This is a genomic window from Acinetobacter sp. ESL0695 (assembly GCF_029392135.1).
Classification (GTDB): Bacteria; Pseudomonadota; Gammaproteobacteria; order Pseudomonadales; family Moraxellaceae; genus Acinetobacter; species Acinetobacter pollinis.
Map to the genome: position 1 here is coordinate 1556932 of NZ_CP113932.1, position 20611 is coordinate 1577542.

The following is a 20611-nucleotide window of genomic DNA, read 5'->3' on the forward strand; positions in this document are numbered from 1 at the left end:
CTATGTGGGGCTTTCTTTAGTAGTATAATGATTATAGTTAGAGAAATTATATAGAATTAATGGGTCTAAATATTTAGTTCATTCAAATGGAATACATTGTAAAAGTAAGACCACAAAATGTGATTTATCAAAGGATCACACCACAGTCTAGTAATAAGGTTGAGCATACTAATTTTGAGTGCTTAGCAAAACAGTTAAATAAAAAAGATAAAATCCCCAACTATTGGATCTACTCTTCTGCTATCTCTGTAATTATATTAATGGTTCTTATTTTAATTTATGATGTAAACTCTCCTCAAGTCTTATCATCTCTGATCTTATTTATATTTTTCAATATAGGTATATATTTCTTCACTACATTAAGAAAAAAAATAAGTCTTATCTATAGCTTCCTAGATGAGCAGAGCGCAGAAAACTATTTAGATCAACTTAATGGTATAAAGAATATAACTAAGTCAAAGAAAAAGTGGTTTGTAACTTCAAATTTACTAGATCCAACCCCCAAATACACTAGTATTGCTAGATACTGTTTGACATACAAAAAATTAAAAATAAGAAGAATAAAATCTACCACTTCATTGAGATGCAATTTGGACTTTTATACAATTAAATCCAATAAAAACTTATTTATATTCCTGCCAGATCAATTACTAGTAAAAACTGTTGATGGCTATATCTCAAAACCATACACAGATTTAATTACCAAGTTGGTGTTTTATAGACGTATAGAAAAGTTAAAAAATATTCCCAAGGATACTCAAATACTTGCACCGGTATATTATGAACATTTGGAAAAACACTTAAAGAAGAAGTTTAGAAAAACAGACAAGTTATTTCTTGTACAATATCGTATGAGGACTTTACAACTAAGGCATACTAATATTTATGAGCAACTGATCTTTTCAAGTTTGAAGGGTACTGGATTTATGAGATACGGTTTATCTGAGAAATAGCCTATATGATCTAAGCAATTAACCTTATAGTTAAAAATTAAAATTACTCTATCAGCGCAAAGCCCTATCTCTCACCAAGATGGGGCTTTCTTTTGGGGTATATTACCAAATACTAAATAACAAAAGTAAATAAATTTAGTAAACACTATTGACATAGTATTTAGTAAATACTAAATTATATCTCATCCAGACAACAAAAAGCCCACATCAGTCGCTAAACAATCGTGGGCTTTTCATCGGAACGAGGTAATTATGCAACAGAACAATCTAGCAAATCAACAAGGATTAGTTAAAAAGCTAATCCGCAATCAAAACAAGAAGTTATTTAAAAAGCGTCTGATTGAGGATGCTAAAACTCTAACGGCCTTCTCTATTTTGGTTTCTATCGCTGTGTTTTTGGGAGTGAATTTCTAATGAATGTTCAAGACTCTCAAGCACAACACGTTCTTAACGTATTCAAAAACGATACGTGGCAAGAAAAACAAGCCGTTGTCGAAACACTCTACATGCTTGGTCACTTAACCAATGCTGAGCATACCAAGCTCACCCAAGAATCGATGCACATTAAAAACCAAGTGCGTCAACAAGAAGAAGCTGAACTATTTGGTGAGGTGTACGCATGAACGCATTAGCTAAAAGATTTTCAAGTACTGAATCATATTGGGATTTCATGTCTAAGTTTGGCATGTATCCAGGTAGCAAAGACGAAGCAACTCACTATAGAACTCTTGGTGACAAGACTGTGTTTCTAAAAGTTGAAAATGGTCAAACCTACTTTTGGCTTGAGTCTGGTGGTTATTGGGAAAAGAACCATCACTACAAAGAGGATTGTATGACCCTGATTGGTCAAGAAGAGCCTGTGATCTATGGCCCACCTAAGCCTGAGCGCATTGTCCTTGCTCCTACTCCTATTCAACAACCTGAAATCTACTCAACAAGAAAATATAAAGGAGATTAATCATGGAACACTTTGTATTTACTAAGGCTGAGCGTAAAAAAGCGAAATTAAAGCTTAACCTGAATGGCCCATCAGGTAGTGGTAAAACCTACTCTGCACTTACTTTAGCAAGTGGTTTAGGTCAGAAAATTGCAGTTATTGATACAGAAAATGAATCGGCTTCTTTGTACGCCAATGAGTTTGTTTTTGATACGTTGCCACTACGCCCACCCTACACACCTGAGCGATATGTCGGTGCGATCCAAACCGCACACAACATGGGTTATGACGTTCTTATTATTGACTCTGTAACACACGAATGGACTGGTACAGGTGGTTGTTTAGAAATCAATGACGAAATAGCTAGAACACGTTTCCGTGGAAACTCTTGGAGTGCATGGTCTGAAACTACGCCACGCCATCGTAAGTTTATTGATGCGCTACTTCAAACGGATATGCACATCATTACAACTACACGTGCCAAAACTGAGACGGTACAAGGTGAAGGTAAAAAGATTCTTAAGCTGGGTATGAAAGCTGAGCAACGTGATGGTTTTGAGTATGAGTTAACAGTCGCATTGGATGTTGTTCATGATGGTCACTCTGCTCTAGCTACAAAAGATCGTACCAAGCTATTTAGCACAAATGGTGAAGTTATTACAGCTAAAACAGGTGAACGTATTCTTGCTTGGCTTAATGATGGTCGTAGCCAAGAAGAAGCGATGCAAGCTGCATTCGATGAAGCAATTCAACGCATAGAAACAACATCAGATGTGGCTGAACTTGGAATTATCTACTCACAATTCAAAAACACCGATTACGAAGCGGAAATTGTAAGTGCATGTAGCAATAAGAAGCAGTCATTAACTCAAACTCATGGCAACGCTTAGATGAAATTTGAATACTGCTTTCACTGTAAAGAGCTTATGGAATGTGACACAGAAGGTCGATGTGTCACTTGCTATACATACATTGTTTTTGGAAGTTAATTATGAGGCACAAGCAAAGGGTCGAGGCATATTTTAGTATTTGCCTAGAAACGATACAAATTGTGAAAAACAACCCTGTTTGTACTTCTAAATTAGTATCAGAAAAAACTGGCATGTCTAAAAGAAGTGCTCAAAGACATTTAATAGTATTAGAAAAATTAAACATTGTCCGAAAAATTGGAACTATTGAGTATCGATGGTTCTTAACTGAAAACGGGAAACAGATCTTCAAGAATTAAATAGGAGTGTTGGCATGATCGAAGCAGTGGAGAAAGACCATGAATAAGATGATGACTCAGTTTCTACCTGATGAACTCATTATCGACAACTTTGCAGGTGGTGGTGGAACAAGTACAGGTATTGAGAGTGCTTTTGGTCGTCCAGTCGATGTTGCTATCAATCACGACCCTAAAGCTTTGGCTATGCACAGAATTAATCACCCTGGTACAAAGCATTACTGTGAGTCGGTCTGGGATATTGACCCTATTGAAGTAACAAGAAATCAACCTGTCGGTCTTGTTTGGCTCTCACCAGATTGCAAACATTTCTCTAAAGCAAAAGGTGGAAAACCTGTTGAAAAGAAAATACGTGGTCTAGCTTGGGTTGCACTGCGTTGGGCATCAAAAACACGCCCTCGAGTTATCATGCTTGAAAATGTGGAAGAGTTTAAGACTTGGGGGTTATTGGGTAAAGATGGTAAACCGTGCCCGAATAGCAAGGGAAAAACCTTTAATAGTTTTGTAAATGCATTAAAAGCTCAAGGGTATAAAGTTGATTACCGTGAATTACGTGCTTGTGATTATGGATCACCAACCATTCGTAAACGCTTTTTCTTAATCGCAAGACGCGATGGACTGCCAATCAAATGGCCCGAACCAACACATGGCAACCCACATAGCTTTGCAGTAAAAAAAGGAAAATTAAAACCATGGCGTACTGCAGCTGAATGCATAGATTGGTCTATTGAATGCCCAAGTATTTTTACACGTGCACGCCCATTAGCTAATGCAACATTAGAGCGTATTGCAGGTGGATTAAAAAAGTTTGTTTTCGACAATCCTGAACCATTTGTTGTGAATAATATTGCACCTGTTCTCACTGAATGTGCCAATGCATCGAATAAACGTTGTATGCCGATTAATAAACCGTTGCGAACAATATGTGCTCAAACAAAAGGCGGCCATCATGCTCTGATTGCTCCTAGCTTAGTTGTTAATACTTCAGGACATCCTGGTAATACGTTAGCCAACCCTTTACATACTATAACAACAGGTAATCATCATGGATTGGTCTCAGCTTTCTTAGCTAAAAACTACACTGGTGTAGTTGGTAGTTCTATTAAAGACCCAGTACACACGATTACAGCTAAAGACCACAACTCACTTGCTATTAGTCATTTATCAAAAATGAAGAATAACTGCACTGGGCAGAGCTTAAACGAGCCATTACATACGATGACGACTGTCAATCAGTTTGCTGAAGTTCGTGCATTCTTAACCGCATTTTACGGTAATGAAAAAGATGGAAATTCCGTAAATGAACCTTTAAGAACTATTCCCACACGTGATCGATTTGGGCTAGTTAAAGTAAATGAAATTGAATATCAAATTGTAGATATTGGTTTTCGTATGCTTCAACCGGTTGAACTTTTCAAAGCTCAAGGCTTCCCAAAATCATATGTATTTGAGAAAGGGCTAGATGAACATGGCAATGAAATCAAATTAACTAAAACAGAGCAAACAAGAATGGTTGGTAATTCGGTATGCCCTCAACTATCGCAAGCCTTAGTTGAGGCCAACTTTAGCCATGAAAAAGAATATAGAGGTGTGGCATGAGTAAATACATCCAAACCGAACTCGGCACAGAAAAACAATGTATTCACTGTGGCGAGTACTTCCCTGCCACGAAAGAGTTTTTCTACGGCACTGGTTATATTAAAAAAGATGGCACCTATAGCTTAGAAGCGAATTGCAAAGACTGTTATAAGCAACGCTTCAAGCCTTGGGTGAAGAAATGTAATAACGTTAGTTATCGGTATGCGTGAGGTATGAAATGGGATTTATGATTGATTTGTCAAATACAGAACGACGTGTATCTACTGCTGAATTTGCCATGCGAATGAATATTAGTGAAAATGAGCTATATACTAGAGTAAGAGATAAACGAATCGCTCAGCCATTAAAAGATGGTCGTAAGAATTACTGGCTTAATAGTTATGTACTTACATGTATCACACTAACAGAAGTGGAAATCGCAAGTTAATGAAGAAAGATAAAAAAAGACCACGTTATGTGGTCTTTTTTTGTTGATCTATTAATTTGTGAGTAACAAAGTGAGTAACTTTGCTTTATATTTAAAAATAATTAAATATTATCAATAATTTAAATCAACAACAAGTGGCTTACATCATTCCACCCATTCCGCCCATTCCACCCATATCAGGTGCAGCAGCAGGTTTTTCTTCAGGAATTTCTGTAATCATTGCTTCAGTAGTTAGCATTAAACCTGCAACAGATGCAGCATGCTCAAGCGCAGAACGCGTTACTTTCGCAGGATCTAAAATACCCATCTCGATCATATCGCCATATTCACCAGTTGCAGCGTTGTAACCATAGTTACCTTCGCCTTGCTTAATTGCATTAATTACAACTGATGGTTCATCACCCGCATTTGCAACGATTTGACGTAAAGGGGCTTCAATTGCACGGCGTAAGATATTAATACCCGCTGTTTGATCGTCATTTGCGCCAGTTAAACCATCTAGTGAGTTTACTGCGCGTACAAGTGCAACACCACCACCCGCAACAACACCTTCTTCAACTGCAGCACGTGTTGCATGCAAGGCATCGTCTACACGGTCTTTTTTCTCTTTCATCTCAACTTCTGTCGCTGCACCAATTTTAATTACAGCAACACCACCAGCTAACTTAGCAACACGCTCTTGTAACTTTTCACGGTCATATTCAGAAGTTGATTCTTCAATTTGTGCACGAATTTGTTGAACACGCTCATCGATCATTGCTGCATTACCAGCACCATCAACAATTACAGTATTCTCTTTAGATACAGTTACTTTATGTGCAGTACCTAAATCTTCTAAAGAAGCTTTTTCTAAAGACATACCCACTTCTTCAGAAATAACATTTGCACCCGTTAAAATTGCAATATCTTGAAGCATTGCTTTACGACGATCACCAAAGCCAGGTGCTTTTACTGCACATACTTTAATAATACCGCGCATATTATTTACAACAAGTGTTGCTAATGCTTCACCTTCAACATCTTCGGCAATAATTAATAAAGGCTTACCTGTTTTAGCTACTGCCTCTAAAGTTGTAATCAACTCACGGATATTGCTAATTTTTTTATCAACTAGAAGAATAAATGGATTTTCTAGTTCAGCCGTTAAGGTTTCTTGCTTATTAGAGAAGTACGGGCTAAGGTAACCACGATCGAACTGCATACCTTCAACAACGTCAAGTGCATCTTCAAAGCCTGAACCTTCTTCAACAGTAATTACACCCTCTTTGCCTACTTTTTCCATTGCTTGAGCAATTAATTTACCCACAGTATGGTCAGAGTTTGCAGAAATAGAGCCCACTTGTTCAATTGCTTTAAAGTCATTCGCAGGCGTTGAATTCTTACGGATATTTTCAACAGCAACTTTAACCGCAATATCAATACCGCGTTTTAGATCCATTGGGTTCATGCCTGCAGTCACAGACTTAACACCTTCATTTACAATCGCTTGAGCAAGCACAGTCGCTGTTGTTGTACCGTCACCAGCTACATCATTTGTTTTTGAAGATACTTCGCGCACAAGTTGTGCACCCATGTTTTCAAACTTATCTTTTAATGTAATTTCTTTTGCAACTGTCACACCATCTTTAGTGATGTGTGGTGCACCAAAAGAACGATCAATCACAACATTACGACCTTTAGGCCCTAAAGTTACTTTTACCGCATCTGCAAGTACATTTACGCCTGCAATCATTTTTGAGCGCGCTGAATCACCAAATTTTACGTCTTTAGCTGACATGATATTACTCCAAAATCTTTGATTTACTTGATCTGATACAAATGAGAGTGTTGTCTTATTAGCTTTCTAAAACAGCTAAAATGTCAGACTCTTTCATAATTAATAACTCTTCACCATCAACTTTAACAGTTGTACCTGCATAAGTACCAAAAAGCACTTTATCGCCAACTTTCACATCTAAAGCACGCACACCATTTTCAGTAATTTGACCATTACCTACAGCAATGACCTCTCCTTCAGATGGTTTTTCTGCTGCTGAACCAGGTAGTAAGATACCGCCTGCTGTTTTTGTTTCTTCTTCAACACGGCGAATAACGACACGATCATGTAATGGGCGAATGTTGCTCATATGTAAAACTCCATCAGACTAAGTCTTGTTTCAAAAATTAATAGCAGCCTTTTCAGTATGATTTATACCACTATTAACACATTGTTCCGATGACATTTTTTTGGGGGTTTAAATAAAAGCTTCAAGGGCAAAAAATAAAAAAAAATATCTTTTGGATTTTTTTTAATCACTTTATGTTTTTCTTAGAATAAATTCGCTATTTTCTTCATCAAATACATAGTGTTCAATACAGCCATTTTTAAAAATAACATTAAAACCATTTGGTTCTTGCTGACGTAATCTCCACGAGGTGGATGTGCCTGAGTGAATATCAAAAATAGAACAAGCATCCAATCGATAAATTTTTGTTAAATCATAAATGCCTGTTAAGTGTAAATGTCCGTGCAACAAACCAAATAAATCGTATTTGCACCATTGCTCCAACGCAGTTTGGGCATATTTGGGACAATCTTTATAGCCATGCCCTTTGTCTTGTGCGACATAAAATGGCTGATGCACTACAATAAGTTTTAACTTATTTTCAGGAGCATACTTTAATTTCTCTGAAACATCATTTAATTGCGCCAAAGAAATAAATCCCTTCGTATGATAGCGAGGACGAATACTATTTATACCGATCAAATAAAAGTTTGCAGTTTCTAAAATATTTTCAGTTTTTCCAAAAAATGAACAATAACCACTAAACGGCTTAAAAATACGATTCCATATATGATAAAGAGGAATATCGTGGTTGCCAGGCACAACCAAATAAGGAATATTTAATCCATCCAAAAATGTTTTACAATTTAAAAATTGATTTCTTCTTGCTCTTTGTGTGAGGTCACCACTTACTGCAATAATTTCGACCGGATGTTTTTCACAAAATTGTTTGATTGCCAACAAACACTCTTGCTTTTCTGCACCAAAATGCAAATCAGATAAATGAACTAGCATAAGACGCTCTTACTACTCAATTTTTATACAATATATTAAGCATGTAAGCTAAAATGAATCTTAAACAATAAAATCTAGAGATTAAAAATAATTAAAAAAGTTATTGTTTTTTATAAATATTTAAATAATAAATGAATTATTTTAGCTCATAAATAAAAGAAATGTAAGTTGTTAAAATAAAATAAGTGTTTGTTTCTATTTCTTATTTATTTTACTGATTTAGATAGACTTGAACTTATACTAAAGTTTTACATATTAATTTTCAACGTTGAGTGTGCTCTAATATTTATAGATTTTATATACCACAGATTTATACTTATTTAGGGTAAAACCATGATGCAATTGAATACACCCAAGTTTGTTCACCATCCTAAACTGATTGCTTGGGTGGAACAAATTGCAAAGCTAACTCAACCTGCACATATAGAATGGTGTGATGGTAGTGAAGCTGAATACAACCGCCTTATTCAACAGATGATTTCTAATGGCACAATGCAGAGCCTAAATGAAGAAAAGCATCCTGGTTCATATCTTGCAAACTCAGATCCATCAGATGTCGCACGGGTTGAAGATCGCACATTTATTTGTAGTAAAAATAAAGAAGATGCGGGTGCTACAAACAATTGGGAAGACCCAACTGTTATGCGCAACAAGCTCTCTAATTTATTCGAAGGTTGCATGGCAGGACGCACCATGTACATTGTTCCCTTTTCCATGGGACCTTTAGGTAGTCATATTGCGCATATTGGAATTGAAATTACAGATTCACCTTATGTAGTTGTTAGCATGCGCAAAATGGCTCGTATGGGTAAAGCAGTATATGATGTTTTAGGTACAGATGGCGCGTTCATTCCTTGTGTACATAGTGTAGGAATGCCACTTACTCAAAATCAAAAAGATGTTGCATGGCCGTGCAATAAAGAAAAGTACATTGTCCACTACCCTGAAACACGAGAAATCTGGTCTTTTGGTTCTGGCTATGGTGGAAATGCATTACTTGGCAAAAAATGTCTTGCATTACGTATTGCATCCGTTATGGGGCGTGAACAAGGTTGGCTTGCAGAACACATGCTTATACTAGGCATCACCAACCCTCAAGGTAAAAAGCATTATATTGCAGCAGCTTTTCCATCTGCTTGTGGTAAAACGAACTTTGCGATGCTTATTCCACCAAAAGAATATAATGGCTGGAAAATAGAAACCGTTGGGGATGATATTGCTTGGATTAAACCAAGTGAAGATGGTCAACTCTACGCGATTAATCCTGAAGCGGGTTTCTTTGGCGTTGCACCAGGTACAAATACAAAAACCAATCCAAACTGTATGGCAACCTTGCATAAGGATGTGATTTATACCAATGTTGCTGTATCTGATACAGGTGAAGTATGGTGGGAAGGTCTTACCAAAGAAGTACCTAACAATCTAACAAATTGGAAAGGTCAACCACATCAAGACGGTGAAAAAGCTGCACATCCAAATGCTCGTTTTACAGTTTCTGCATCGCAATGTCCATCCATTGATGCCGACTGGGAAAATCCAGCGGGTGTACCAATTTCTGCCTTTATTTTTGGTGGCCGTAGAGCTGATACCATTCCTTTAGTTTCAGAGGCATTTGACTGGGTTGATGGTGTATATAAAGCAGCTACTATGGGTTCTGAAACAACTGCAGCAGCCGTTGGACAACAAGGTATTGTACGTCGTGACCCATTTGCTATGTTGCCATTTACAGGATACAACATGGCAGATTACTTTGACCACTGGTTACAAATCGGCGATCAACTAGAAAAACAAACGAAAATTCATGGGACAAAAGTTCCAAAAATATTTAATGTAAACTGGTTCCGTCGTGATGATCAAGGCAATTTCATCTGGCCTGGTTTTGGTCAAAACATGCGTGTACTCGAATGGATTATTCAACGTTGTGAAGGTCAAGCGAATGCAACTGAAACACCAATTGGACTAGTTCCAGAATACGAAGATCTAAATTGGACTGGAAGCAACTTTTCTGAAGAACAATTTGAACAAGTGACCGATCTTGATCAAGCGCTTTGGATTCAAGAGGTTGAAAGCCATCATGCGCTTTTTGAGAAGCTAGGTCATAAACTTCCACAAGCTTTAATCGAAAGACAGCAAACTTTGTTAGAAAAATTAAAAGAAAATATATATGCTTAATATTTTAAACATATAGCAGTAAATTATGGCCACATTATCGTGGCCATTTTTATAATATCTCTATAGAAAATTTAAATATTTAAGCTTAATATGCTTTCACGTCCTACAACAATAGATATGGAAAACTTATGATGAAAAAACTAATATTTACAACTTCATCAATTGCCTTACTCTCTCTTACGGCTTGCCAAAATGTACCTCAAAAATACAATGGTAATGCAGGCTATCAATTAGAGAGCAAAACAAATAATAGTGCGATTATTAGCTACACCTTAGCGGTACAACCAAATCATGCATTTAATCAAACTAAACTTGAAAATGCGTGTAAGAAAACTTTAGGTCAAAACCAAAGCTACAATGTAAAAATTCTAAGTACAGATGAAATTATTAACCCTGCCAATACAAACCCATCTAACGGTATTAATATTGGACATAGCAAAACAACTTTTGGACTTGCTAACACCAATACAGGCGACAACAATATGGCTTCACGCACAGCATTAGGTACACATCCTAATACCTTAACTGTCGTACGTTATCAATGTACTCCTAAATAAAAAGCACAGCTTTGCTGTGCTTTTTATGAAATCAACCGTTTAAGCCAATGCTTTCTCAGCAGCTTCTACAGTTTGACGGATCAATGTAGTAATCGTCATTGGTCCAACACCACCAGGTACTGGAGTGTAAGCAGAAGCGATCTCTTCGATACCAGCCAACTGAATATCACCTACACCACCATTTTCACGAGGATGGAATCCAGCGTCAACTACAACAGCACCTTGCTTAATCCAGTCTTTCTGAATAAGCTCTGCTTTACCTACAGCACCTACAATAATGTCTGCTTGTTTTACAAGTTCAGCTAAATTCTGAGTACGAGAATGACAGATTGTAACAGTTGCATTGGCCTGTAAAAGCATCATTGCCATAGGCTTACCCAAAATAGCAGAACGACCAACCACTACCGCATGCTTTCCTGAAATCTCAATATTATTTTCTTGAAGAATTGTCATAATTCCTGCAGGTGTAGCAGAACCATATGCAGACTCTCCCATTGCCATACGACCAAAACCAAGACAAGTCACGCCATCGACATCTTTTTCTAAACGAATAGCATCAAAGCATGCACGCTCATCAATTTGTGCAGGTACAGGATGTTGTAATAAAATACCATGAACATCTGGATTAGCATTTAATTTTTCAATTTCAGCAAGTAACTCTTCCGTCGTTGTACTTTCAGGAAGCTCAATTTTTAATGAGTCCATTCCAACACGACGACATGCATTTCCCTTCATACGTACATATGTTGCAGATGCGCCATCATCACCAACTAAAATTGTTGCTAATATTGGAGTACGCCCAGTTTTTGCCTTAAGTACCTCTACTCGTTGAAGTAAGTTACTCTCAATTGTTTTTGCTAATGCCTTTCCATCTAGAACCAGTGCCACGGCGCATCTCCACAGATCATTTTTAAACTAATAACGCAATAATACATGATTATTTTAGCAATTTTATTTTATATGTTGATTTTATGAACATATATCCACAATTATCTATTGTGTTTTTTCAAAAGGTTGCTAATATGTGCATCACCAAGACATGGCGGGGTGGCAGAGTGGTCATGCAGCGGACTGCAACTCCGTGTACGCCGGTTCGATTCCGACCTCCGCCTCCAATCTTGGTAAAGCCCGGGTGGTGAAATAGGTAGACACAGGGGATTTAAAATCCCCCGCCCACAAAGCGTGCCGGTTCGAGTCCGGCCCCGGGCACCATTTTAAAACACCTAAAATGGTGCCAAAATTAACCAGCTATAAGCTGGTTTTTTTGTATCTTATTTTTATAATTTAATGGGCTATGTGATGATAGCCCACTTAAAATATATTGTTAGGTTAATGCCAATACAACAACAGCAAAACACATACAATAAATGCCAAATAAATGCCAACGTCCACTTTCTAACCATGAAGATAGCCATTTTAATGCGGCTAAGCCTGCAATAAAACTTGCCACCATTCCTACTAAACTAGGCACAATGAACTGACTCATATGTACATGCATTCCAGCTTGTGTATGTAATAAACGTACAAATTCTTTAAGAATAATGACTGGTGTAAGCACAACAGCTAAAGCAAAACTAAATTCTTCAACTTTTTGACGAGATAATCCAAGCAATAATCCTGTAGATATGGTAGCACCTGAACGTGAAAAACCACGGAACGGTAAACAAAGCGCTTGGACTGCTCCAATAATAGAAGCCTTTTTTAGATCTAATTCATATTTTTGATCTTGCTTTAAACGAGATGACAAAATGATAATAATACCTGAAGCAAATAATGCTGTTGCCATGAGTTTAGAGTTACTAAAAAGGTGTTCAATCTCAAAACTTTCTGCATTGCCAAAAAATACATGTTTAATAAACGATTGTAATGCCAATCCTAAGCATCCAGTTACTGCTGTCGCAGCAATAATATAAAATGCTTGCTTTTTAAAGTTCTGTACCGATGAAAAATATGTTTTCTTCCATGAACTCCAAAAATAAACAATAACTGCAAACATCGTTCCTGTATGTAACATAACCAATAAGAATGTCATCTCAGGTGCCGAAGGATCAAAACCCATCAATTTTTCAGCTAAAATCACGTGAGATGAACTTGAAACTGGAAGTAACTCTGCAAGCCCTTGAATAATTGCTAGTATAATGACATGGAATAAATTCATTAAAATACTCTTTTTAAAATTCTTGGGGGTTTTATACGAACCATTTCTTATAAAGACATTAAAAAAAACAATTCATTTACTATCTTATTAATTTTGATTTTATTTTATACACCTATTTTCGATTTGAATAAAACATCAGCAATAAAAGAAATAATCTCTTGCTATTAGTTATATAATTCTCTAAGATTCATCACACATGCCCGGGTGGTGAAATAGGTAGACACAGGGGATTTAAAATCCCCCGCCCACAAAGCGTGCCGGTTCGAGTCCGGCCCCGGGCACCATTTTAAAACACTTAAAATGGTGCCAAAATTAACCAGCTTATAGCTGGTTTTTTTATTTTTCTAGCATCCAATCTATAGCTGCATCAAATAAAACATAACCCTCATTAGATAAATTATTAAATGTATCATTGCTTAGAAAGAACATTAAACGACGTGCAGGCGCTAGACTTTCATAATCCATAGTACTCCCCTTTTCATAACCCCAAATCGCAGGTTTTTCAGGCTGTCCATAAATTGTAGCAATAATTATTGCACCTAATCCTGGCTTTCCCCAACTCATAGGTGCTTGAGCCTTATAGACATTCACTACACCAGCATTTAGATGAGCAGACAATGAATGTGGTTGGTTTACCAACCAAAGATATCTTTCTTTCTCTACTTCACCAAAATCTAAATGAATACGTTTACCAGTCATCGCTAAATCATCAAGATAATCGTTTTCCCAAGTCATTAAAGGAATAGGCAATGTCTTCCATCCCATCTTTAAATTCTTAGCTGCAACTGTAGAAGAAATAAGTACTAAGTCTATATTTTCAATTTTTGATGGATCAATTGACTGATCGACTAGATCAACCGTATTTCCCTTTTTCTGTAAATATGCTTGAATCGTACGATCGGACTTTATATCAACACCATTCATCTGAGAAACCAGCATAATATGTACAGCGTGGGCTTGTGATATAAAAACAACAATAAATGTTAAAAAAATATAACGTAATAATGAGAGCATATATATTCCTATATAGAAATAAACCAAGAATAGGGAGAAATTCTTGGTTTATGATTAGGTATAAGTTAAAACTTCATGGTTGCTCTGAGTGCAAATTCTCTCGCATCGCCTCGAGATACATTTAAGTAAGCAGCTCCATCTAAACCTGTAGTAGAGGTAAAATAATCTTTATCAAATAAATTATTTACATTGAACTTCAGATTCAAATTCTTTCCAGCAAGCAATGTGTCATAACTAATAAATGCATTTACTAAAGTATAGTCTGGAAGTTTAAAATTATTTGACTGATCACCTGGACGATTGCCCACATAATTGCTACTTGCACCAAATCTTAACTGTCCATTTGCAAATTGGCCATAATCGTAAGACAACGACAATGATGCAGTATTTTTTGCAACATTCGGCAAGTATTTCCCGATCGCAGTCACATTCGTAGAGTCTGTTACTTTTGCATGTGTATAAGCATAAGTTAGAACAGCATCAACTTTATCCGTCAAACGCCCTGAAATATCTAGTTCTACCCCTTTAGATCTGGCATCTTGTGCAGTTGAAATATTCAAAGAAGTATCATTATCAATGATATTGGTCTTCTTAATATCATACAGTGCTAAATTGGCAGTAAGACGGTCATCCATCTCATACTTGAGACCAATTTCATAAGATTTTGCTTGTTCAGGCGGGGTTGCATTGTTTAATTGCGTTTTATACCCTGCAATCGTCCAACTTGGCTTCAATGATTCAGTGTAGCTGGCATAAGTAGAGATTTGGTCATTAAATTTATAAACCAAACCGGCTCTTGGTAACCATTTACCATCGTTAGTATCAGTGTTTACATTAAACGGGCGACCTTTCCCTGCAGTTTGTTGCCAATGTGTATAACGTGCGCCCAACACTGCAATCCATTGATCAGTTAGATATACAGAATCTTGTAGGTAAAAGCCATAAGTGTGTAAGTTATTGGTTTGATCACTTGCTGTAGCATCAATTGTAGATGGTAAGACAACATTTGAACCAGATAGCGTCTCGTAATTGATACTTTTCTGATTAGCAGCAACAGTACGCCATAAATCTTTACGATAATACTGTACATAAGATGCTTCAGTACCTATCTGAATATCATGGCGTAAACCAAAAATTGAGGCTTTACCATTAAGATAAATATTTCCAAAACTCGAAATACTTTCTGCACCTGTCGTGGCATCATTACTGCGTTTTAATGTATGGGTTGTGGTATTTAAAGAACCTGGTACGGCTCTCATTTGTCCCGCATCATATAATTCTTTATTATAGCTATAACCTGCATGTAGCATCCAATCTGCATTTAAATAATGATCTAAAGTCAATTGAGCAAGATGATCCTCACCTTTCATTTGATTAGAAGCTGTATCTAAACGCATATATTTTGAGATAGGAAGTACCTTACCTGTTCCAAAACGGTCAATTATAGTAGAACGATCAAAAGGTACATCAAACTTATGATATTGATAACTTGCATTTATCTTTGTTTGACCGTTATCCCATTGAACACTTGGTGCAATAAGCTGCTGATTATTGTATCCAAAGTTTCTCCAATAATCTTTTCTCGATTGGTCAGCGATCAGACGATAAGAAAACTGACTTGTTCCAATTTGCCCTGTCGTATCTACACTTGCACCTACCCCATTTTTTCCACGTGCATAACTCGAGCCATAAATAGAAACCTCTGTACTTTGTTTCTGTTGGGGCTGTTTAGTTACAACATTCACAATCCCACCCGGATCCATAATCCCATATAACAATGTTGCAGGTCCTTTCAACACCTCAATTTTACTGACCGCCGCATTCATGGTACGCCCTTGAACAATTGGCATACCATTTACCATAATTGAACCGTCACGGTTATCCCCAAAGCCTCTTTTCATAACCGTATCTTGTGTACCTGCCAAGGTGTTTCCTTGCGTAATACCGCTCACCTGTGTGAGTGCATTATCCAAATTTTCTGGCTCGTAGTCTCTAATATACTGAGGTGGTACGACATTCACCGTTTGCGGTGTATCAAGATTCTTTTGTGTACTACGTAAAGTCGACATATCACTTTTTGCGACATAATGCTGTGCATTTTCATCTTGTGAAGACGAAGTAATTGTAGGAAGCATTAAAGAATCATTTGCATGCGCATATGTAATACTAAGTAAAGAAACTGACAGAAGAGTCTTTGAGAATCGAGAAGTGTTTTTCATATAACTAAAAGCAACAAAATTTAAACTAAACGATACATATAATAATTCTCATTTTCAATAAATATAAGCGATTTTTATATAGGAAAATTCTATTAATTATTTTTTGAGAAAGATTTATCTTATAAAAATTGTATAAAATACCTACATTTAAGCACAAAATTACTTGCATTCCTCATTCATTTTATCTATTATCTGCCACATGCCCGGGTGGTGAAATAGGTAGACACAGGGGATTTAAAATCCCCCGCCCACAAAGCGTGCCGGTTCGAGTCCGGCCCCGGGCACCATTTTAATATTTTGAAATGGTATCTAAATTAAACCAGCTTAAAGCTGGTTTTTTTATTGGTGCTGTTAACAAATCAATACAACAGAATATATTTCTTCATAAAAATAAATGAAATCCCAAAATACAAGCACTTATCATCATGAAGGTGAAAGTGCTATATTGTCGCGTATTAAAATTATGGAATAGATGAATCATGAAAAAATTAATGCTTGCTACACTTTGTGCTTCTACTCTTGTACTTGGTGCATGTGCAAAAAAACCAGAATCAGCTCAACACAATGATTCTCAAGCACAACAACAAAGTGCTCCAGCAACACCAACATATAGCCAAGACAATGTTGCGGATATCAAAGCAGATTTAAAAGCACTTCAAGAACTGTCTAATAAAAAAGCTCAAGAAGGTGTGAAATTCCAAGAAGAAGCTGTGGCAGCAGAAAAATCTGGTAAAGAAGACCAAATTCAAGCCATAGTTGGAAAAATGAAAAGTTTTGTTGATGGCTTTAATACGGAACTGACTTCACTTACGCTCAAAAGTGCTGAAGTAAATAGCTTACGCATTAAAATGGTAGAATCAAACAATTATGGTCTAGAGCTTGCTCAAGAAAGTATTGCAAAAACACCTGATGAAAAGAAAATGACCGATCTTCAGAAAAAGGTCAATGATGTACAACAACAAATGTTAGACATCATGCAAAAACTTCAAGCAAAAGTAGGTAACTTACAGCAAGCTGCCTCTGAAGCTCATACAACACCAAAAACTGAGAAATAATTTATATTCTACAATATGAGCAGATGAGTTTATTGTATAAACTTATCTGTTCACTATGTCATAGCGTCTCTTTCTATGTCTTCTCTGCATTCCATACGACAGCAACTTAGAAAACAAAGAAAATTGCTTACCTCTTTTCAGCAAAAACAAGCAGCATATGCATGTTTATCTAAAATCATGCACCTCAGTCAATTCCAACACGCAAAGCATATTGGTTTATATCTAGATGCCTTTGGAGAAATTGAAACTCGTCTCTTTTTTTTATACTGTTTTAAGCTTAAAAAAACAGTGTATCTTCCAAAAATATGTGAAATGAACCAACGCTTAACATGGGTGAAAGTTACAAAGAATCAATACCTCAACTATCGATTTAGCAAGCATCAACTTGGCATGTATCAACCACAAAATCATAGAGGTATTCACACACAAAACTTAGATTTATTGTTTATGCCACTGCTTGGATGCGATGCTTATGGGACCCGACTCGGCATGGGTGGTGGGTTTTATGATCGAACCTTAGCTGATTGCCCAACCACGCCTTATAGAGTAGGTTTGGCACATGATTTTCAGTTGATCTCTACACCATTAGTACGTAGAGCATGGGATCAGCCGATTGACGCTTTATGTACCCCATCTCATTATCATAAGTTTAACTCAAAGAGGTATAATTAGTTGTTTTTTTCGACGAATCCCGAGTTTTTTAGTCTTTTTTAATATATTCCCCTTGTAATTTAAAAAAAGTGCATCACTATAAAAATATATGGCAACAATGTTGTCACTCATTAGGAGTGCCCCATGACTGAACAAATTATGAATAATGAAAGTTCTCATGAACTTAAAAATATTCCAAACGAATTACCTCTTTTAGCGTTACGAGATGTGGTGGTTTATCCTCACATGCAAATCGCACTTTTTGTTGGTCGTGAAAAATCGATTAAAGCTGTTGATGTGGCGCGTAACAGTGACAATTTAGTATTTGTAGTTGCGCAAAAAGATTCCCTAACAGAAGATATCGACCAAGAAAACTTATATCAATACGGTACAGTTGCAAAAATTGTTCAAGTTGTTAATCACGAGAATGATGAAAACTGTATTAAAGTATTAATTGAAGGTTTATATCGCTCAAAATTAGAAAGTATTTCAGAGCAAGAAAGCCACTTTACTGCACAGCATAATCCAAGCCCAATTCATGTTGGCTTAGATGAAGAAGCGCAATCAGATCGCCTACAAGAGCTTAAAGGTCTATTTGCCCAATATGCAGAAGCAAAACTGCGTAATGCACGTGAACTTATTGCAGCAGCAAATAAAATAGATGACCTACTACAACTTCTATTTTTTGTAGCAACACGTGTACCGCTGAACATTGCTGTAAAACAGAACTTTTTAGAAGAAGACCTATTTGAAGCTCACTTAAAAGAGCTGATGACTTACCTTCTTCAACAGTCTGAAGAACAGCAAATTGAGCAAAACTTACATGAAAATGTAAAACGCCAAATGGAAAAGAACCAACGTGAATACTTTCTAAATGAGAAAATGAAAGTTATTCAACGTGAACTTTCAGACATGAATGGCGGTGCAGACGATGAAGTTGCTGAGTTAGAAAAACGTCTTAGTGAGGCAGACCTGCCAGAACATGTTCGTAAAAAGGCAGAAGTTGAATTTCGTAAGCTCAAGGCAATGCAACCTGCATCAAGTGAAGCTGCTGTCGTTCGTAATTATCTAGATGTTATTTTAGATACGCCTTGGAACAAGGCGAGCAAAGTTAGTATTAACTTGAACAAAGCACAAGAAATTTTAGATAAAGACCATTATGGCTTAGATGAAGTTAAAGCTCGTATTGTCGAATATCTAGCTGTTCAATCGCGTGTGAAAAAATTACGTGGCCCTATACTCTGTCTGGTAGGTCCTCCTGGTGTGGGTAAAACCTCTCTTGGTGAATCTATCGCTAAAGCTACAGGCCGTGAATTTATTCGTATGGCATTAGGTGGCGTGCGTGACGAAGCAGAAATACGTGGGCACCGTCGTACATATATTGGTGCGATGCCAGGAAAAATTGTGCAATCTTTAACAAAATCAGGTGTGAAGAATCCTCTCTTCTTACTCGATGAAATTGATAAGATGGCTCAAGACTACCGTGGTGATCCTGCTTCTGCACTTCTTGAAGTACTTGATCCATCACAAAACAGTAAGTTTAACGACCACTATTTAGATCTAGACTTAGACCTATCTGAAGTCATGTTTATTTGTACTGCAAATAGTATGAATATTCCCGAAGCCTTACTAGACCGTATGGAAGTTATTCGTCTACCAGGTTATACAGAAGAGGAAAAAGTAAATATTGCTTCTCGCTATTTGGTTCCAAAAGCAGTGAAAGATAATGGCTTACGTCCAAAAGAACTCACTGTACATGAAGAAGCAATTAGAGATATTGTACGTCGTTATACACGTGAAGCTGGTGTTCGTAGCCTCGAGCGAGAAGTTTCTAAAATTGCACGAAAAGTGGTCAAAGAAGCAGTTAGTAAAAAGGCGAAAAACCTGCATATTGATGTAACAGAGTCAAACTTACCTGAGTTTTTAGGTGTACACAAATTTGACTACGGCGTTGCAGAAGAAGAAGCTCAAATTGGCCGTGTAAATGGCTTAGCTTGGACATCTGTTGGTGGTGAGCTATTAACCATTGAAGTCGCTACAGTTAAAGGAAAAGGAAAATTTGTTACAACAGGTTCTCTCGGCGATGTAATGAAAGAATCTATTACTGCAGCAATGACTGTTGTAAGAACACGTGCAGACGAACTCGGTATTGAATCAACACGTTTTGAAGAAACAGACGTGCATGTGCATTTACCAGAAGGCGCTACGCCTAAAGATGGACCATCAGCAGGTTTAGCTTTAACAACAGCACTTGTATCTGCCTTTACAGGTATACCAATTCGTGCAGATATCGCAATGACAGGTGAAACCTCACTACGTGGACACGCGCTACGTATTGGAGGATTAAAAGAGAAATTACTCGCGGCTCATCGTGGCGGTATTAAGCTCGTATTTATTCCTCAGGACAATGTAAGAGACTTGGCTGAGATCCCTGATAATGTTAAAGAAGGACTAGAAATCAAAGCTGTGAAAACAATTGATGATGTTCTTCCATTTGCATTGACAGAGATGCCAAAGCCTTTACCTACCCCTTTGGCAAAACCTGTTACCGAAAACAAAGTGACTAGACACTAGTCACTCAAGAA

The 20611-nt window shown here is 36.9% G+C and carries 19 protein-coding genes and 4 tRNA genes; 16 read left to right on the forward strand and 7 right to left on the reverse strand.

All coding sequences use genetic code 11. From position 1 onward, the window contains the following. Positions 1 to 86: 86 nt before the first annotated feature. The 7 genes from OZX61_RS07490 to OZX61_RS07520 all read left to right on the forward strand — a co-directional run bounded on the left by OZX61_RS07490 (position 87) and on the right by OZX61_RS07520 (position 5141). Complete coding sequence (locus OZX61_RS07490; RefSeq protein ID WP_277094422.1) at positions 87 to 953, forward strand: hypothetical protein; 867 nt, start codon at positions 87 to 89, stop codon at positions 951 to 953. Positions 954 to 1205: 252 nt separating this feature from the next. Next, a complete protein-coding gene (locus tag OZX61_RS07495; RefSeq protein ID WP_196337947.1) occupies positions 1206 to 1367 on the forward strand; it encodes a hypothetical protein in 162 nt (53 codons plus the stop codon). Further along, positions 1367 to 1576, forward strand: a complete 210-nt coding sequence (locus OZX61_RS07500) for a hypothetical protein (protein WP_277094423.1) — start codon at positions 1367 to 1369, stop codon at positions 1574 to 1576. The genes OZX61_RS07495 and OZX61_RS07500 overlap by 1 nt, the downstream gene beginning before the upstream one ends. Continuing rightward, positions 1573 to 1911, forward strand: a complete 339-nt coding sequence (locus tag OZX61_RS07505; RefSeq protein ID WP_277094424.1) for a hypothetical protein — start codon at positions 1573 to 1575, stop codon at positions 1909 to 1911. Before OZX61_RS07500 ends, OZX61_RS07505 begins: the two co-directional genes overlap by 4 nt. A 2-nt stretch (positions 1912 to 1913) precedes the next feature. Continuing rightward, positions 1914 to 2780, forward strand: a complete 867-nt coding sequence (locus tag OZX61_RS07510; RefSeq protein ID WP_277094425.1) for an ATP-binding protein — start codon at positions 1914 to 1916, stop codon at positions 2778 to 2780. Between the two features lie 377 nt (positions 2781 to 3157). Beyond that, positions 3158 to 4714: a DNA cytosine methyltransferase gene (locus tag OZX61_RS07515; protein ID WP_277094426.1), complete on the forward strand. Its 1557-nt coding sequence runs from the start codon at positions 3158 to 3160 to the stop codon at positions 4712 to 4714. 217 nt (positions 4715 to 4931) lie between these two features. Beyond that, the gene (locus OZX61_RS07520) at positions 4932 to 5141 is read left to right on the forward strand and encodes a hypothetical protein (RefSeq protein WP_196337625.1); all 210 of its coding nucleotides are present in this window, start codon (positions 4932 to 4934) and stop codon (positions 5139 to 5141) included. A gap of 139 nt (positions 5142 to 5280) precedes the next feature. On the opposite strand, the gene groL is transcribed toward OZX61_RS07520, so the two are convergent. From groL to OZX61_RS07535, 3 genes are all read right to left on the reverse strand, one after another. Then, a complete protein-coding gene (gene groL / locus OZX61_RS07525) occupies positions 5281 to 6918 on the reverse strand; it encodes a chaperonin GroEL (protein ID WP_277094427.1) in 1638 nt (545 codons plus the stop codon). A gap of 58 nt (positions 6919 to 6976) precedes the next feature. Next, on the reverse strand, positions 6977 to 7267 hold the full coding sequence (locus tag OZX61_RS07530) for a co-chaperone GroES (protein WP_195773091.1): 291 nt from the start codon (positions 7265 to 7267) through the stop codon (positions 6977 to 6979). A gap of 171 nt (positions 7268 to 7438) precedes the next feature. Further along, a complete protein-coding gene (locus tag OZX61_RS07535; protein ID WP_277094428.1) occupies positions 7439 to 8200 on the reverse strand; it encodes a metallophosphoesterase in 762 nt (253 codons plus the stop codon). 333 nt (positions 8201 to 8533) lie between these two features. On the opposite strand from OZX61_RS07535, the gene OZX61_RS07540 reads away from it, so the two are divergent. Together OZX61_RS07540 and OZX61_RS07545 are read left to right on the forward strand one after the other, a co-directional pair. Further along, positions 8534 to 10372: a phosphoenolpyruvate carboxykinase (GTP) gene (locus tag OZX61_RS07540; protein ID WP_277094429.1), complete on the forward strand. Its 1839-nt coding sequence runs from the start codon at positions 8534 to 8536 to the stop codon at positions 10370 to 10372. A 128-nt stretch (positions 10373 to 10500) separates the two neighbouring features. Beyond that, complete coding sequence (locus OZX61_RS07545) at positions 10501 to 10929, forward strand: hypothetical protein (protein ID WP_195771269.1); 429 nt, start codon at positions 10501 to 10503, stop codon at positions 10927 to 10929. A 39-nt stretch (positions 10930 to 10968) separates the two neighbouring features. Here the strand turns inward: OZX61_RS07545 and folD are convergent, their stop codons facing one another. Then, positions 10969 to 11817 carry a bifunctional methylenetetrahydrofolate dehydrogenase/methenyltetrahydrofolate cyclohydrolase FolD gene (folD, locus tag OZX61_RS07550; protein WP_195771270.1) on the reverse strand — a complete coding sequence of 283 codons (849 nt, stop codon included), beginning with the start codon at positions 11815 to 11817 and terminating at the stop codon, positions 10969 to 10971. A 153-nt stretch (positions 11818 to 11970) separates the two neighbouring features. Here folD and OZX61_RS07555 point away from each other — a divergent pair. After that, positions 11971 to 12044 (forward strand) — tRNA-Cys (locus OZX61_RS07555). A gap of 11 nt (positions 12045 to 12055) precedes the next feature. Beyond that, positions 12056 to 12141 (forward strand) — tRNA-Leu (locus tag OZX61_RS07560). Positions 12142 to 12253: 112 nt separating this feature from the next. On the opposite strand, the gene OZX61_RS07565 is transcribed toward OZX61_RS07560, so the two are convergent. Continuing rightward, complete coding sequence (locus OZX61_RS07565; RefSeq protein ID WP_195771271.1) at positions 12254 to 13087, reverse strand: undecaprenyl-diphosphate phosphatase; 834 nt, start codon at positions 13085 to 13087, stop codon at positions 12254 to 12256. 198 nt (positions 13088 to 13285) lie between these two features. Between OZX61_RS07565 and OZX61_RS07570 the strand changes: the two genes are divergently transcribed. Then, a tRNA-Leu gene (locus OZX61_RS07570) sits at positions 13286 to 13371 on the forward strand. Positions 13372 to 13423: 52 nt separating this feature from the next. Here OZX61_RS07570 and OZX61_RS07575 read toward each other — a convergent pair. Next, positions 13424 to 14101, reverse strand: coding sequence for a hypothetical protein (locus OZX61_RS07575; RefSeq protein WP_277094430.1), 678 nt, complete (start codon positions 14099 to 14101; stop codon positions 13424 to 13426). Between the two features lie 65 nt (positions 14102 to 14166). Next, positions 14167 to 16320: a TonB-dependent siderophore receptor gene (locus tag OZX61_RS07580; protein WP_277094431.1), complete on the reverse strand. Its 2154-nt coding sequence runs from the start codon at positions 16318 to 16320 to the stop codon at positions 14167 to 14169. A 201-nt stretch (positions 16321 to 16521) separates the two neighbouring features. Here OZX61_RS07580 and OZX61_RS07585 point away from each other — a divergent pair. From OZX61_RS07585 to lon, 4 genes are all read left to right on the forward strand, one after another. Then, positions 16522 to 16607 (forward strand) — tRNA-Leu (locus OZX61_RS07585). Between the two features lie 192 nt (positions 16608 to 16799). After that, complete coding sequence (locus OZX61_RS07590; RefSeq protein ID WP_277094432.1) at positions 16800 to 17375, forward strand: hypothetical protein; 576 nt, start codon at positions 16800 to 16802, stop codon at positions 17373 to 17375. Between the two features lie 75 nt (positions 17376 to 17450). Next, positions 17451 to 18047, forward strand: coding sequence for a 5-formyltetrahydrofolate cyclo-ligase (locus tag OZX61_RS07595; RefSeq protein WP_277094433.1), 597 nt, complete (start codon positions 17451 to 17453; stop codon positions 18045 to 18047). A gap of 123 nt (positions 18048 to 18170) precedes the next feature. Further along, entirely contained in the window at positions 18171 to 20600 is a 2430-nt protein-coding gene (gene lon / locus OZX61_RS07600) for an endopeptidase La (RefSeq protein WP_277094434.1), read from the forward strand. Positions 20601 to 20611: the final 11 nt, after the last annotated feature.

Excerpts from the sequence above, each read along its gene's own strand:
- OZX61_RS07515 (WP_277094426.1), top strand. The coding sequence starts at position 3,158 with ATGAATAAGATGATGACTCAGTTTCTACCTGATGAACTCATTATCGAC.
- OZX61_RS07500 (WP_277094423.1), top strand. The coding sequence starts at position 1,367 with ATGAATGTTCAAGACTCTCAAGCACAACACGTTCTTAACGTATTCAAA.
- OZX61_RS07495 (WP_196337947.1), top strand. The coding sequence starts at position 1,206 with ATGCAACAGAACAATCTAGCAAATCAACAAGGATTAGTTAAAAAGCTA.
- OZX61_RS07505 (WP_277094424.1), top strand. The coding sequence starts at position 1,573 with ATGAACGCATTAGCTAAAAGATTTTCAAGTACTGAATCATATTGGGAT.
- OZX61_RS07490 (WP_277094422.1), top strand. The coding sequence starts at position 87 with ATGGAATACATTGTAAAAGTAAGACCACAAAATGTGATTTATCAAAGG.
- OZX61_RS07545 (WP_195771269.1), top strand. The coding sequence starts at position 10,501 with ATGATGAAAAAACTAATATTTACAACTTCATCAATTGCCTTACTCTCT.
- OZX61_RS07535 (WP_277094428.1), bottom strand. The coding sequence starts at position 8,200 with ATGCTAGTTCATTTATCTGATTTGCATTTTGGTGCAGAAAAGCAAGAG.
- groL (WP_277094427.1), bottom strand. The coding sequence starts at position 6,918 with ATGTCAGCTAAAGACGTAAAATTTGGTGATTCAGCGCGCTCAAAAATG.
- lon (WP_277094434.1), top strand. The coding sequence starts at position 18,171 with ATGACTGAACAAATTATGAATAATGAAAGTTCTCATGAACTTAAAAAT.
- OZX61_RS07580 (WP_277094431.1), bottom strand. The coding sequence starts at position 16,320 with ATGAAAAACACTTCTCGATTCTCAAAGACTCTTCTGTCAGTTTCTTTA.
- OZX61_RS07565 (WP_195771271.1), bottom strand. The coding sequence starts at position 13,087 with ATGAATTTATTCCATGTCATTATACTAGCAATTATTCAAGGGCTTGCA.
- OZX61_RS07530 (WP_195773091.1), bottom strand. The coding sequence starts at position 7,267 with ATGAGCAACATTCGCCCATTACATGATCGTGTCGTTATTCGCCGTGTT.
- OZX61_RS07575 (WP_277094430.1), bottom strand. The coding sequence starts at position 14,101 with ATGCTCTCATTATTACGTTATATTTTTTTAACATTTATTGTTGTTTTT.
- OZX61_RS07590 (WP_277094432.1), top strand. The coding sequence starts at position 16,800 with ATGAAAAAATTAATGCTTGCTACACTTTGTGCTTCTACTCTTGTACTT.
- OZX61_RS07510 (WP_277094425.1), top strand. The coding sequence starts at position 1,914 with ATGGAACACTTTGTATTTACTAAGGCTGAGCGTAAAAAAGCGAAATTA.
- OZX61_RS07520 (WP_196337625.1), top strand. The coding sequence starts at position 4,932 with ATGGGATTTATGATTGATTTGTCAAATACAGAACGACGTGTATCTACT.
- OZX61_RS07540 (WP_277094429.1), top strand. The coding sequence starts at position 8,534 with ATGATGCAATTGAATACACCCAAGTTTGTTCACCATCCTAAACTGATT.
- OZX61_RS07595 (WP_277094433.1), top strand. The coding sequence starts at position 17,451 with ATGTCTTCTCTGCATTCCATACGACAGCAACTTAGAAAACAAAGAAAA.